Here is a 13,048-nt window from a genome sequence, read left to right as displayed (position 1 = left end):
TCGGCTGTCGCCCGCCTGAGCTCAAAGACCTGGCGGGGATAAGGCTCACGCCTGAGAAATCTTGCGAGCGGCTCTTGACCTTCCCATGATGGGAAGGTCCACATAGGGCGGGAAATGGAGAATTTCCGCCCATGAATGAGACCGTAAAACCGATCCGTCCCGCCGAACCCTTCACCGTTCCCGTCGAGGGGATGACCTGCGCCTCCTGCGTGCGCCGCGTGGAAAACGCTGCGGCAAAAGTGCCGGGTATCGACAGGAGCGCCGTCAATTTCGCGACGAAGAAGCTGACTGTCGAATCCGCGGAAGGCTTTTCGCCGGAGGCTCTCGAAAGGGCGATCAGCAAGGTCGGCTACGAGATCCCGCCCGCCGCCATGCAGCATGCGCTGCGCGAGGCGGGGATGGCGCGTGGAGGAATTGCCCCTCACCCCGGCCCTCTCCCCGCAGGCGGGGAGAGGGGGCAGGAACGTGCGGCGTATGACCTTCTCCCCGTGCACGGGGAGAAGGTGCCCGGCAGGGCGGATGAGGGGCGAAACCATTCCCATGCCGCGCTTGATTACGCCGCTCATTACGACCCCCACGACCATATGCACATGCATGCGGGCGAGGAGGGGGCGCTGAAGCGCGATCTCGGCCTCGCATTCGTGCTCACGCTGCCGCTCTTCGTGCTGGAAATGGGGAGCCATTTCTACGATCCCTTCCACCACTGGCTGATGGGCGTGATCGACACGCAGAACCTCCATTACCTCTATTTCGTGCTGGCGACCGTGGTGATCTTCGGGCCTGGCTTTCGGTTCCTGAAGATCGGGATTCCCGCGCTCCTGCGCGGCGCACCCGAAATGAATTCGCTGGTCGCCGTCGGCGTGCTGGCGGCCTACGGCTATTCGCTGGTGACGACGTTCGCGCCGCAATGGCTGCCGGAAAGCGCCCGTTTCGTCTATTACGAGGCGGCGGCGGTGATCGTCACGCTGATCCTGTTCGGCCGGCTTCTCGAAGCCCGTGCCACGGGCCGCACCGGCGAGGCGATCGAAAAGCTCGCGGGCCTGCAGGCCAAGACCGCCCGCATCGAGCGCGACGGCAGGGTCCTGGATATCCCGGCGGGCGAGGTCGTCGCGGGCGATATCGTGGTGATCCGGCCGGGCGAGCGCATTCCGGTGGACGGCACGGTGATCGACGGCCAGTCGAACGTGGACGAATCGATGATATCAGGCGAGCCGCTGCCGGTGGAAAAGGCGGCGGGCGCCACCGTGGTCGGCGGCACGATCAACAAGACAGGCGCCTTCCGTTTCCGCGCCGACAAGGTCGGCCGCGACACGATGCTGGCGAATATCATCCGCATGGTCGAGCAGGCCCAGGGGGCGAAACTGCCGATCCAGACGCTGGTCGACCGGATCACCGCCTGGTTCGTGCCCGCCGTGATCGGGCTGGCGGTCGTCACCTTCGCCGTCTGGTTCTTCGTCGGGCCGGAACCGGCGCTGACCCATGCGCTGGTCAACGCGGTCGCCGTGCTGATCATCGCCTGCCCCTGCGCCATGGGGCTTGCGGTTCCGACCTCGATCGTCGTCGGCGGCGGCCGCGCGGCCGAGCTCGGCGTGCTCTTCCGCAAGGGCGAGGCGCTGCAGGAGCTGCGCAACGTCGAGCTGATCGTGCTCGACAAGACCGGAACGGTGACCAAGGGCCGGCCGGAACTGACCGACCTCGTCACCGCCGAAGGTTTTGCCGGGGACGAGGTGCTGAAACTGGTGGCGGCCGTCGAGGCGCAGTCGGAACACCCGATCGCCGACGCCGTCGTCAAGGCGGCGGAGGCAAAGGGGATCGCCGTGCCGAAGGCGGAAGGGTTCGAAGCCGTGACCGGTTACGGCATCCGGGCCGAGGTGGAAGGACGTGCGATTGCGGTCGGCGCCGACCGGTTCATGCAGAAGCTGGGGCTTTCGGTGGAGGCCTTCGCCGAAGCTGCGGCAAGGCTCGCAGACGAGGGCAAGACGCCGCTTTATGCCGCGGTGGACGGCAGGGTGGCCGCGGCGATCGCCGTTGCCGACCCGCTGAAGCCGTCGAGCCGCGCGGCGATCAGGGCGCTCAAGGACATGGGCGTCGAAGTGGCCATGGTGACCGGCGACAACCGCCGCACGGCCGAAGCCGTCGCCCGCCAGGTCGGCATCGACAAGGTGGTGGCCGAGGTCCTGCCGGAGGGCAAGGTCAGGGCGATAAGGGAGTTGCGTATGGGCAGTGCCGAGATATTGCACGAAGGACGGCACGGCAGACTCCCGGTGATCTCCCCCCTTGAGGGGGAGATGTCGGCGAAGCCGACAGAGGGGGGTAAAGACGGTGCGGCCGGCGAAGACGCCAATGATGTGCCCGCGCGGCACCCCCCTCTGCCCTGCCGGGCATCTCCCCCTCAAGGGGGGAGATCGGCAGGTGGCAGCGCATCCGCTTTTCGAACTGTCGCCTTCGTCGGCGACGGCATCAACGACGCGCCGGCGCTGGCGGAGGCCGATATCGGCATTGCCATCGGCACCGGGACGGACGTGGCGATCGAGAGCGCCGATGTGGTTCTGGTCGGCGGGGAACTCACCGGCGCCGTCTCGGCGGTATCGATGAGCCGCGCGACGATGACCAATATCAAGGAGAACCTGTTCTGGGCCTTCGGTTACAATGTGGCGCTGATCCCGGTCGCGGCCGGCGCGCTCTATCCGGCCTTCGGCTGGCTGCTGTCGCCGATGATCGCGGCCGGCGCCATGGCGCTGTCGAGCGTCTTCGTGCTCGGCAATGCGTTGAGGCTGAAGACCGTCAGGATTGGAGAGACAAGATGAACATAGGCCAGGCATCCGAGGCCTCCGGCGTATCCGCCAAGATGATCCGCTACTATGAGGAGATCGGGCTGATCCGGCCGATGGGTCGCACCGGCAACAATTACCGGGTCTACGGCGAGGACGAGGTGCATATCCTGCGCTTCATCAGACGGGCGCGCTCGCTGGGCTTCTCGCTGGAGGAGACCGAGACGCTTTTAAAGCTCTGGCAGGACCGGAGCCGCGAGAGCGCCGCGGTCAAGGAGGTGGCGACCGCCCATATCGCCGATCTTGAACGCCGCATCGCCGAGATGCAGGGCATGGTGAAGACCTTGAAGCACCTCGCCGATTGCTGCGGCGGCGACCACCGGCCGAACTGCCCGATCCTCGACGATCTAGCGGGCGATGGCTCCGCAGAGGGCGACTTGGCATCGGGCGATACGTTGCGGCCTGTGGAGAAGAAAACGACACAGCATGCTTGAGGCTTTAAGACGAGGGTGAGCGTGGAGGAAAGCGGAGCGGCATACCGATCTCCCCCCTTGAGGGGGAGATGCCCGGCAGGGCAGAGGGGGGTGTCGCCTCGATACTCCGCGGCCGCGTCGTTTGCAGCACCGCCGCCACCCCCCTCTGTCGCTTCGCGACATCTCCCCCTCAAGGGGGGAGATCGACGGGAGTGTGCCGCGGTGGTCCACTCCCCTTTGACCTTCCTCCGGCAGCAGCTTGCCTGTCCGCGACGGGAGGTGCAGAAGACAATCACCGAAAAGGAGAACCTTGAATGACGACGATTTTCACCGTGCCGGACATGACTTGCGGCCATTGCGAAAAGACGGTGCGCGGCGCGCTCGCCGAGGCTCTGCCGGGTGCCGCCGTGGCGATCGATCTGACGGCGCAGACGGTGGCGGTGGAGGGCGATGCGGCGAGGGCCGAGGAAGCGATCCGCGAAGCGGGATACAGCCCGGAGAGGGCTGCGGGCTGAGATCGGCGCAGGGTTCTGTTCACTCCGCGCCTCAATGGGATGTTCGGAAAGCCCGGGATTGTCGTCGGCGCAAAAACTGACGGTTTCGCAACCTATTGAAGTGAAACGATTTTATTTTCATTCCCTTGCTTGACCTCAACGGCGCTTGAGGTTGTAGCGTGCCCGCCGACAGTGAGAACAGGAAAGGGCGTGGCGTGCTGCAGGACGTGAATGCGGGGTGGTCGAGGCTTATGAAAGGCCGCGACGGGGCGATGCTCGGGCTGATTTCGGCGGGTATCGGGTTGCATGCCTTCAACCAATTCGCGATCGTCGCCGCACTTCCGCCGGCGGCCGAGGAGATCGGCGGCACCGCCTATTTCAGCTGGGCCTACAGCCTCTATTTCATGGGTTCGATCGCCGGCGGCACGGGGGCGGCGGCGCTGCGCGACCGGTTCGGCGTCCGCGCGAGCCTGATGTTCTCGACGCTTCTCTTTGCGGCGGGCGGCCTTCTGGCGCTGGCGGCGCCTGCCTTTTCCTGGATCATGGCGGGACGCCTGCTGCAGGGCGTTGCCGACGGGCTGATCGTGGCGATCTGCTACAGCCTGATCCCGGCGAATTTCCCCTCCGCGCTGATCGCCCGGGTCTTTGCCGTGGAGGCGATCGTCTGGGCGGTCGCGGCGATCGCCGGGCCGCTCGCGGGCGGGTATCTCACCGAGGCTTTTTCCTGGCGGGCGTCGTTCCTGGCGGTTGCGCCCTTCGTCCTGCTGCTGCCGGTCCTGACGCTGGTCGCAAGACCGCGGGTGACCGAAGCCGCACCCGTGCCGCTGTCCTCCGCGACGATCGCGCTCTGCCTCGCCGCCTCTTTCGTTCTGTCGCTGTCGTCCGTCGCGACCGGCGGTGCGATGCAGGCGGCGGCGATCGCGGCGGGAGCGGCGCTTTTCCTGGCGGTGCTGAAGCTCGACGGGAAGATCGGTCCGAGATTGTTTCCGGCCGGCGCCTTCCGGCTCGGCTCTGTGCTGGGGCACGGGTTCTGGGTGCTGTTCCTGATGTCCGCCAGCCATTCGGTCGGCAGCGTCTATCTGGCGCTGATGATCGGCGCCGTCTTCGATTTCCGGCCTGCCGTCGTCGGCTATGTCGTCGTCACCATGGCGCTCACCTGGAGCGCGGTCGCGGTGCTCGCGAGCCGGGTGGTGGCGCTTGCGCCCCGGCATATGTGGATGCGCAGCGGTGCGCTGTTCCAGCTTGCCGGTTTCCTGGCGCTCGGCACGGCCTTCGCGACGGGTTCGGTCACCTTGCTGATTCTCGGCCAGGTGGCGATCGGCGCCGGTTTCGGAACCGCCTGGGCGAGCGTCAACCAGGCGGCGATGGAGGCGGCCGGCCGCTCCGAGCGGGACCTGACCAGCGCGCTTCTGCCGACCATCTCCACTGCCGGCTATGCGATCGGTGCCGGGATATCCGGCATGATCGCCACCGCCACCGGGCTGGTCGCGGCGCTGGAGAACGGCGGGACCGCCGGGCCGGCATTCTGGCTTTACGGCACGGCGGCGGCGGGGGCCGCGGTGACCTTCCTGCTCGGCTTCGGCGTGCGGCTGAAAGCCGGTTGAGCCGCGCAACAAAAGCGCATTCCGCTTGTTCGGCGGGGGAGATTCCCCATATTGGGGAGGGTCGCTTCGGCCGAAGGAGTCCTTTTCCCGTGTTCCAGTTCGACAATTCCTATGCCCGCCTGCCGGACAGGTTTTTCGCCTCGGTCTATCCCGAACCGGTCGAGGGGCCGAAATTGTTGAAGTTCAACGAGGAACTGGCCGGGGAACTGGGCATCGAGACGGATTTTTCCGACCCCGCGCGGCTCGCGGCGATCCTCGCCGGCAATGTCGTGCCGCCCGGCGCCGAGCCGATCGCCATGGCCTATGCGGGCCACCAGTTCGGCAATTTCGTGCCGCAGCTCGGCGACGGGCGGGCGATCCTACTCGGCGAGGTGGTCGACCGGAACGGACGGCGCCGCGACATCCAGCTGAAAGGCGCGGGGCCGACGCCCTTTTCCCGCCGCGGCGACGGACGCGCAGCACTCGGGCCGGTGCTCAGGGAATATATCGTTTCGGAAGCGTTCGCCGCACTCGGGCTTCCGGCGACGCGCGCACTGGCGGCGGTCGCGACCGGCGAGCCGGTCTATCGCGAGCGGGTCGAACAGGGCGCCGTCTTCGTCCGCGTCGCGGCAAGCCATGTCCGGGTCGGCACGTTCCAGTTCTTCGCCGCGCGGGGCGACAACGAGGGCGTGAAACTGCTCGCCGATTACGTGATCGAGCGGCACTATCCCGAATTGAAGGCGGCGGAAAACCCTTACTCTTCGCTGCTGCGGGCCGTGGCGTTCCGGCAGGCGGATCTCATCGCCCGATGGATGGGCGTCGGCTTCATCCACGGCGTGATGAACACCGACAACATGACGATTTCCGGCGAGACGATCGATTTCGGCCCCTGCGCCTTCCTCGATGAATATAATCCTATGAAGGTCTTCTCCTCGATCGACCAGGCGGGCCGCTACGCCTATCGCAACCAGCCGGGCATCGGCCAGTGGAACATCGCGCGGCTGGCGGAATGCCTTCTGCCGCTGCTCGACGAGGATCAAGACAGGGCGGTGGGTGCGGCGAATGCCGTGCTGAAGGAATTCGGCGAGCGGTTCCAAAGCGAGTGGCTCGGCGTTTTCGCGAAGAAGATCGGGCTCTTTTCCGAAGCCGGGGGCGACGGGGAGCTGGTGCAGCACCTCCTGGCCGCCATGCACGAAGGGGAGGCGGATTTCACGCTCGCCTTCCGGCGGCTTGCCGACGCGGCGGAGGCTGACGACGAGGCGTTTCTTGCCTGCTTCGCCGATGCGGAAAAGGCGCGGGACTGGCTCGGCGTCTGGCGGGAAAGGCTGGCGGGAGAGGCGCGATCGGGCGAAGAGCGTGCGGCGGCCATGCGGGCCGTCAATCCGGCCGTCATCCCCCGCAACCACCGGGTGGAGGAGGCGCTTTCGGCCGCCAACTACAACGATCTCAGCTTCTTCGAACGGCTGCTTTCAGCGCTGGAGAAGCCTTACGAGGAACGGCCGGAATTCGCCGATCTGATGGTCCCGCCGAAGCCGGAAGAGCGGGTTTCGGCAACGTTCTGCGGGACGTGACGCGTCACGCCGGGCGAGCGCTGCCTTCATACATGAAGGTCATCGGCTTCGGCCCGGGCATATAGCCCATCTCGACCCGGTCGATCCGAAATCCGTTCCGTTCGATCATCGACCGGATCGGGCGGTTGAGATGGCAGCCGCCGCTGATGGGCCGCCAGGCAGGCGTGATGGCGTCCTGCCACCAGCGCACGCCCCGGTCTGGCGACCTGCCGTGTTCGACGAAGAGCAGCCGGCCTCCGGGCCTTAGGACGCGGCGCATTTCCGAAAGTGCCGCGGCGGCGCCCGGAATGGTGCAGAGCGTCCAGGTCGTCACGACCGTGTCGACGCTCCCGTCGTCGAGCGGGATATTCTCCGCGGAAGCCTCGATGAAATCGACGGGGATTCCGGCGGGGACGGCGCGGCGAGCCATGTCCAGGAGGCGGGGAGAAGGCTCGAGCGCCAGGATTTCCCGCGCCGGCGGGCGGTAAAAGGGCAGGTTGAGGCCGGAACCGCTGCCGATCTCCAGCACGCGCCCCTCGGCCGCGCCGATGACTCGTTCGCGATACGGGCGCAACCGCTCGTGCCGCATGGCAAGATCGCAGAGCTTCGGCAGGATGACATCGCCGTAGAACCCCATGGAAAGCTCCTCCGTCCCGAGTTCCTCAGCAGTTTACCATGGATTTTCCCGCGGGGTTATTACGCCGGATGGATGACATCGGCCGCCCAGGCGGCACGTGCTGCCGGAAGAGTGGTTCCGCCGGCGATCCGGCCCCTTCCGGATTTCCGCTTATAAATTTTCGCTAATTAGGAAAATAGTCCTTGACGGCGTGACGGTGGTTTGATAGTGTCCTGCCATGGTCGAAGAATTGCGTCGGCGGGCAGCCTTCAAAGGGCTGTCGGCGCAAGGCTTCCAGTCATCGGCCCGGTCCTCCAAACCGGGCCTTTTTTTCGCGACATCGGCATCGGAGCGTCAAGCGACCGGAAACGGGCGCGGCGCGATGCCGTCTGCGCCAAGGACACGCGCCCAGAGACACGCATGGGAGACGGCCATGGATGAATTGGAAAATTTCGATCCCGCGCTTTTCGGGCTCTGGGCGGAACGGTCCGTCTATGGCGACGGGGTGCCGATGGAGGACGCGGCGCTGGCGGACGAGGTGCGCGGCGTGCTGCTGGAGACCAAGTCGGCCGAAGGCGCGGCCTCGCCTGCCGAGGAATTGCGCCGCCTGCTCAATGAGATGACCGTCGAGATGCGCGACCAGTTCGCCACCTTCCGGCGCATGCGGGCCTCGGCCGAAAAGGCGCTGACCGACGGCGACGAGGCGGCGCAGAAGCTGGCGCGCGCCGACGTGAAGGCGGCGACCGACGGCATGTCGCTGATCGTCCGCACGCTCGAAAAGGTCGACGGCCTGCAGCGCCAGCTCGCCCGCGACCGGGAGATGGAAGCGGAGCGCGCGGCGGACGAGGGCGGATATGAGGAGGCCGTACGTGAGGTCGAAAGGCTTATCGAAGAACGGGCTCAAGCGCTTTTTAAGAAGCAGTGTCTCGCCGCTGGCATTGATCCAGGCGAGCCCGGCGGTGAGAAAAGGAATCAACCGGAACCGTCCGACACCGGATGAACAGAACGCAATTGAGGTGCTGACCGAGTACGGAGAGACGATGACCGGGATCAACGAGGTTCGCGTCGCGGCTTGCAAGGCAGTACAGGCCGGTGCGGCAGTTGCTTCTACGCCTCAGGGTGATGGATTGGCTGGCCGCCCAACCGATGAGGTGGAGGAGGGCAGGTGCGGTGCACTCCCTCTTCTCCCCAGCGGGGAGAAGTCCCGAGCAGAGCGAGGGGATGAGGGGGCCGATAGGATGGCTTCGCCCCCCTCATCCGGTCCTTCGGACCACCTTCTCCCCGATGGGGAGAAGAAGGAACCTGACGGCCTCTCGCCACTCCCACGCAAGCCGAGTAGGTGGCGCGATAGTCCTCTCGTCTACCACTCCCGCCCCCTCCGCCGTGATTGGCGAAATACCGCCCGCCCCGAACAGAAACCTCCGGCGGGCGACTGGCGGACCTGGCTGATCATGGGCGGGCGCGGCTCCGGCAAGACCAGGGCCGGCGCCGAATGGGTGCATGCGCTGGCCTCGGCCGGCGAACGGTCGGAGCTGCGGATCGCGCTGGTGGCGGAAACGCTGGGCGACGCCCGCGAGGTGATGATCGACGGCGTTTCCGGCATCTGCCGGATCGCGCGGTCGAAGCGGCCGGATTTCGAGATATCGCGGCGCCGGCTCGTCTGGCCGAACGGCGCGGTGGCGCAGATATTTTCCTCCGAGGACCCGGAGGCGCTGCGCGGGCCGCAATTCCACTTCGCCTGGTGCGACGAGCTCGCCAAGTGGAAGCATGCCGAAGAGACCTTCGACATGCTGCAGTTCGGGCTGAGGCTCGGCGCCGATCCGCGCCAGCTCGTGACCACCACGCCGCGGCCGGTGCCGGTGCTGAAACGGCTGATCGCCGATCCGGGAACGCGGCTGGTGAGGATTTCGACCGGGGCGAATGCCGGCAACCTGGCGCCGGGCTTCCTGCAGGCGCTGGAGGCGCGCTACGGCGGCACGCGGCTCGGCCGGCAGGAGATCGCCGGCGAGCTGATCGAGGACCGCGAGGATGCGCTCTGGAAACGGGCCGACCTGGAAGCCTGCAGGATGGGTTTTCATGGAGGCCATCCGGGGGGAAGGTTCACCGGGGCGCTGAGGCGCATCGTGGTGGCGGTCGATCCGCCGTCCGGCTCGGGCGACGGGTCGTGCTGCGGCATCGTCGTGGCCGGCCTGGAGACGGGCGGCAGGGCGGTGGTGCTGGCGGATTGTTCGGTGGAAGGGGCAAGCCCGGCGGGCTGGGCGCATGCGGTGACGAAGGCTTATGCGCGCTTCCAGGCGGACAGGGTGGTGGCAGAAGTCAATCAGGGCGGCGAGATGGTGACCGCGATGCTGAGAAGCGTCGACGCGGCACTGCCGGTGACAATGGTCAGGGCGACGCGGGGGAAATTCCTGCGCGCCGAACCGGTCGCGGCGCTCTACGAGCAGGGGCGGATTGTCCATGCCGGGCGCTTCGCCGATCTGGAGGATCAGATGTGCGATTTCGGCCCGGACGGGCTCTCGTCAGGCCGCTCGCCCGACCGGCTGGACGCCCTGGTCTGGGCGCTGACGGCGCTTCGCCTGGAAAATTCCGGCGAGCCGCGCGTCAGGGGTATCTGAGACGGTTCAGAGCGAGCAGCCTTGCGCCAGCTCGCCGTACAGGCGGGCTTCCGTCCGAACCCTGTTCGCGTCAGGACCGCGGCCTGGGCTGATGCAGGCTTGGCCCGGGCGAACTTTGTCGGCAAAGAGGGCGGCACGCTCCCGATGGAAGTCGCACCGGTCCCCGATGCTGAGGGATGAGAGGCGGGCCAGCAGAGCCTCCGACTGCGACATGCGGCGATCGTGATCGGCACGGATGCTGGAGCAGGCCGGGTCCAGGCTGCTTCTCAGCATCAGTCCGAAGAAAAGCAGAAGCACCGCTCCCAAAAGGACCGACGCTACACGTGCACGCACGCTGGACATTCAGTTTGTCAGGAGGATCAACGAGGGGTGGCCGGCTTGGGCGGAGCGCTGTCGCGCATCTGCTTCCATTCGGATTCCATGCGCTCGACGACATGCTGGGGGATCGGCTTGGAAGGAGCGGTCTGCACCTGCTTCTGCATCGTCATGATCTCCTTGTTTACTGGACGGCTGACATGAACGTCGTGTGACGCAGTTGGTTCCACAGCGTTAGGAAAAAGTAAACTGCCGCGTAAGCGCTTAAAACGATTTAGTTTTTCTAAACCGATTGAAACCTTTGGAAGGCTGAAGGGGGTAAGCTTGAGATGGGACGCGAGCGGGCGGTTTTCTTCGATATCATCCGGCCGGAGCTTTTCAAGGGGCGGCTTTCCGCGAGGCAGGGCCAGGGATTGACGGCGATTCTCGACGGCTGGAGGCGGCATGCGCCGGATGGGCGCCCGGATGCTTTGGCCTATGTGCTGGCGACCGCCTTCCACGAGACCGCCGCCACGATGCAGCCTATCCGCGAGACGCTGGCGAAAACGGATGCGGTGGCGATCAGGAGGCTGGACGCGGCCTTCGCGGCGGGCCGGCTCCCCTCGGTGAGGACGCCTTACTGGCGGCCGGACGCGGAAGGAAAGAGCTGGCTCGGCCGCGGCCTCGTGCAGCTCACCCACCGGCGGAACTACGAGGCGATGTCGAAGGTGACGGGCGTGGATCTGGTCGCCGACCCGGCGCGGGCCATGCAGATGGAGGTATCCGTGGCGATCCTCATCGAGGGCATGCGGCGCGGGTGCTTCACCGGCAAGCGGCTCGATCACTATTTTGGGCCGGGAAGCTCCGATTGGGTGGGCGCGCGAAAAATCATCAACGGGACGGACCGGGCGGAACTGGTGGCGGGGTACGGGCGGGTGTTTTCGGGGGCGCTCGCCGGGCTTTGAGACCGGACGGATATGTGCTAGCCGCCGCGTTGTCGCCGCACAGGGAAATGAAGCATGATCCGCCATATCGTCTTTTTCACCGCCCGGGACGCGGAGGACCGCGACGCGGTGCTTTCCGGCCTGTCGCTGCTGACCGGGAACCCGCATGCGCGGCTCCTGGAAATCGGCATCAATGCGAAGACCGACCAGCTCGGCAATACGGTGGATTTCGTCGTCTACGGCGAGTTCGAGGACGAGGCGGCGCTGGCTGCCTACAAGGCGCATCCGCTCTACCGGGAATCCATCGAGCGGGTGAGGCCGATCCGCGAAATGCGGATCGCCGCCGATTACGACACGGAGACGGCGGCGAAACGGCCCGTCTGAGGCGGGTTGGCGCCTCTCACCAACAAAATCCGCGGCTTAGCTTCGGCCCGGGATCGTGATTCTGTAACCTCTCCCTCGCGGGAGATTTCGCAAGAACAGAGGCTTTGAACATGAAATCTCCATTCCGGCTGCCATGGGGCTCCACGGCGGCACGACAGGACGTGCGCGAGGAAAAGCGTGTCGAGACGAAGACCGCAGGCAGTTTCGCGATCGTCTCCGGCGAGGGCGCGGCGCACTGGTCCGGCCGGTCCTATGCGGCGCTGTCGCGCACAGGCTTCATGCGGAACCCGGTCGCCTACCGCGCCATGCGGATGATCGCCGAAGCGGCCGCCGCCGTGCCCTGGCTCGCCTATGAGGGCGCAGGCGAGGTGGCGGACCATCCGGCGCTCGCGCTGATTGCCCGCCCGAACGCGCGGCAGGGCGGCCCGGATTTCTTCGAGTCTCTCTACGGCCATCTCCTGCTGTCCGGCAATGCCTATGTGGAACCGCTGGCGATCGGCGGGGGGCTGAGGGAACTGCACCTGCTTCGCCCCGACCGGGTGAGCGTCGTCGAGGGGCGCGACGGCTGGGCGGTCGGCTACGACTACCGCGCCGGCGGCACGACCCGGCGGCTGCCGGCGGAGGCGGCCGGAGAGGGGAGACCGGCGCTGCTGCACCTGAAACTCTTCCATCCGCTCGACGACCATTGCGGTTTTCCGCCGCTGGCGGCTGCCGGCGCGGCGCTCGACCTCTCCAATGCGGCGGCAGGCTGGAACAAGGCGCTGCTCGACAATTCCGCGCGGCCTTCCGGCGCGCTGGTCTACCAGCCGAAGGATGGCGGCAATCTTTCTCCCGACCAGTACGAGCGGCTGAGGGAGGAACTGGAGGCCGGCTATTCCGGTGCGGTGAACGCCGGACGGCCGCTGCTCTTGGAAGGCGGGCTCGACTGGAAGTCCATGGGGCTCTCGCCCAAGGACATGGATTTCATCGAGGCAAAGAACGGTGCCGCGCGCGACATCGCGCTCGCCTTCGGCGTGCCGCCGATGCTGATCGGCATTCCCGGCGACAACACCTATGCCAATTACCAGGAGGCGAACCGCGCCTTTTACCGGCTGACCGTGCTGCCGCTGATCGCCCGCACCGCCGCAAGCTTTTCCGCCTGGCTGTCGGATGCCTATGGCGAAGCATTGCGGCTGGAGCCGGACCTCGACCGGATCGCGGGTCTGTCCGCCGAAAGGGAGGCGCTCTGGGCAAGGATCGGGGCGGCGACGTTCCTGACCGACGCGGAGAAGCGGGACGCGGTGGGGTATTAATCCGGCCGGATCCGGTGTATGTTGTAATACGC

Annotated in this window: 12 protein-coding genes; 10 read left to right on the top strand and 2 right to left on the bottom strand. The window is 66.5% G+C overall.

Going from position 1 to position 13,048, the window contains the following annotated elements:
* Positions 1 to 131 precede the first annotated feature (131 nt).
* From ACMGE0_RS19910 to ACMGE0_RS19890, 5 genes are all read left to right on the top strand, one after another.
* A complete protein-coding gene (locus tag ACMGE0_RS19910; RefSeq protein WP_436817619.1) occupies positions 132 to 2,807 on the top strand; it encodes a heavy metal translocating P-type ATPase in 2,676 nt (891 codons plus the stop codon).
* Positions 2,804 to 3,265 (top strand): Cu(I)-responsive transcriptional regulator, encoded by a 462-nt coding sequence (cueR, locus tag ACMGE0_RS19905; protein ID WP_436817618.1) that lies wholly within the window; start codon positions 2,804 to 2,806, stop codon positions 3,263 to 3,265. The genes ACMGE0_RS19910 and cueR overlap by 4 nt, the downstream gene beginning before the upstream one ends.
* Positions 3,266 to 3,558: 293 nt before the next feature.
* Positions 3,559 to 3,759, top strand: a complete 201-nt coding sequence (locus ACMGE0_RS19900; protein WP_436817617.1) for a heavy-metal-associated domain-containing protein — start codon at positions 3,559 to 3,561, stop codon at positions 3,757 to 3,759.
* Positions 3,760 to 3,917: 158 nt separating this feature from the next.
* Positions 3,918 to 5,342 (top strand): MFS transporter, encoded by a 1,425-nt coding sequence (locus ACMGE0_RS19895; RefSeq protein ID WP_436817616.1) that lies wholly within the window; start codon positions 3,918 to 3,920, stop codon positions 5,340 to 5,342.
* An 89-nt stretch (positions 5,343 to 5,431) separates the two neighbouring features.
* Positions 5,432 to 6,892, top strand: coding sequence for a protein adenylyltransferase SelO (locus ACMGE0_RS19890; RefSeq protein WP_436817615.1), 1,461 nt, complete (start codon positions 5,432 to 5,434; stop codon positions 6,890 to 6,892).
* 4 nt (positions 6,893 to 6,896) lie between these two features.
* Here the strand turns inward: ACMGE0_RS19890 and ACMGE0_RS19885 are convergent, their stop codons facing one another.
* The gene (locus ACMGE0_RS19885; RefSeq protein ID WP_436817614.1) at positions 6,897 to 7,508 is read right to left on the bottom strand and encodes a class I SAM-dependent methyltransferase; all 612 of its coding nucleotides are present in this window, start codon (positions 7,506 to 7,508) and stop codon (positions 6,897 to 6,899) included.
* Positions 7,509 to 7,920: 412 nt separating this feature from the next.
* On the opposite strand from ACMGE0_RS19885, the gene ACMGE0_RS19880 reads away from it, so the two are divergent.
* Positions 7,921 to 8,487 carry a hypothetical protein gene (locus ACMGE0_RS19880; protein ID WP_436817613.1) on the top strand — a complete coding sequence of 189 codons (567 nt, stop codon included), beginning with the start codon at positions 7,921 to 7,923 and terminating at the stop codon, positions 8,485 to 8,487.
* Between the two features lie 238 nt (positions 8,488 to 8,725).
* Positions 8,726 to 10,102, top strand: a complete 1,377-nt coding sequence (locus tag ACMGE0_RS19875; protein ID WP_436817612.1) for a DNA-packaging protein — start codon at positions 8,726 to 8,728, stop codon at positions 10,100 to 10,102.
* A 359-nt stretch (positions 10,103 to 10,461) separates the two neighbouring features.
* Here ACMGE0_RS19875 and ACMGE0_RS19870 read toward each other — a convergent pair whose 3' ends face one another.
* Positions 10,462 to 10,590, bottom strand: coding sequence for a hypothetical protein (locus tag ACMGE0_RS19870; protein ID WP_436817611.1), 129 nt, complete (start codon positions 10,588 to 10,590; stop codon positions 10,462 to 10,464).
* 156 nt (positions 10,591 to 10,746) lie between these two features.
* Here ACMGE0_RS19870 and ACMGE0_RS19865 point away from each other — a divergent pair, with 156 nt between their 5' ends.
* The 3 genes from ACMGE0_RS19865 (at position 10,747) to ACMGE0_RS19855 (ending at position 13,016) form a co-directional block, all read left to right on the top strand.
* Positions 10,747 to 11,361, top strand: a complete 615-nt coding sequence (locus ACMGE0_RS19865; protein WP_436817610.1) for a hypothetical protein — start codon at positions 10,747 to 10,749, stop codon at positions 11,359 to 11,361.
* Positions 11,362 to 11,415: 54 nt separating this feature from the next.
* Positions 11,416 to 11,724: a Dabb family protein gene (locus tag ACMGE0_RS19860; protein ID WP_436817609.1), complete on the top strand. Its 309-nt coding sequence runs from the start codon at positions 11,416 to 11,418 to the stop codon at positions 11,722 to 11,724.
* 110 nt (positions 11,725 to 11,834) lie between these two features.
* Positions 11,835 to 13,016 (top strand): phage portal protein, encoded by a 1,182-nt coding sequence (locus ACMGE0_RS19855; RefSeq protein WP_436817608.1) that lies wholly within the window; start codon positions 11,835 to 11,837, stop codon positions 13,014 to 13,016.
* Positions 13,017 to 13,048: the final 32 nt, after the last annotated feature.

The organism is Neorhizobium descurainiae, from assembly GCF_051400715.1.
In the GTDB taxonomy this organism is placed as follows: domain Bacteria; phylum Pseudomonadota; class Alphaproteobacteria; order Rhizobiales; family Rhizobiaceae; genus Neorhizobium.
The sequence above is the reverse complement of the archived record's forward strand: the minus strand, read 5'-3'. Positions and strand labels throughout refer to the sequence as shown.

Bases quoted from the DNA above. Each gene is read 5' to 3' on its own strand.
- ACMGE0_RS19870 (WP_436817611.1), bottom strand. From the start codon at position 10,590: ATGACGATGCAGAAGCAGGTGCAGACCGCTCCTTCCAAGCCGATCCCC.
- ACMGE0_RS19855 (WP_436817608.1), top strand. From the start codon at position 11,835: ATGAAATCTCCATTCCGGCTGCCATGGGGCTCCACGGCGGCACGACAG.
- ACMGE0_RS19875 (WP_436817612.1), top strand. From the start codon at position 8,726: ATGGCTTCGCCCCCCTCATCCGGTCCTTCGGACCACCTTCTCCCCGAT.
- ACMGE0_RS19860 (WP_436817609.1), top strand. From the start codon at position 11,416: ATGATCCGCCATATCGTCTTTTTCACCGCCCGGGACGCGGAGGACCGC.
- ACMGE0_RS19885 (WP_436817614.1), bottom strand. From the start codon at position 7,508: ATGGGGTTCTACGGCGATGTCATCCTGCCGAAGCTCTGCGATCTTGCC.
- ACMGE0_RS19865 (WP_436817610.1), top strand. From the start codon at position 10,747: ATGGGACGCGAGCGGGCGGTTTTCTTCGATATCATCCGGCCGGAGCTT.
- cueR (WP_436817618.1), top strand. From the start codon at position 2,804: ATGAACATAGGCCAGGCATCCGAGGCCTCCGGCGTATCCGCCAAGATG.
- ACMGE0_RS19880 (WP_436817613.1), top strand. From the start codon at position 7,921: ATGGATGAATTGGAAAATTTCGATCCCGCGCTTTTCGGGCTCTGGGCG.
- ACMGE0_RS19900 (WP_436817617.1), top strand. From the start codon at position 3,559: ATGACGACGATTTTCACCGTGCCGGACATGACTTGCGGCCATTGCGAA.
- ACMGE0_RS19910 (WP_436817619.1), top strand. From the start codon at position 132: ATGAATGAGACCGTAAAACCGATCCGTCCCGCCGAACCCTTCACCGTT.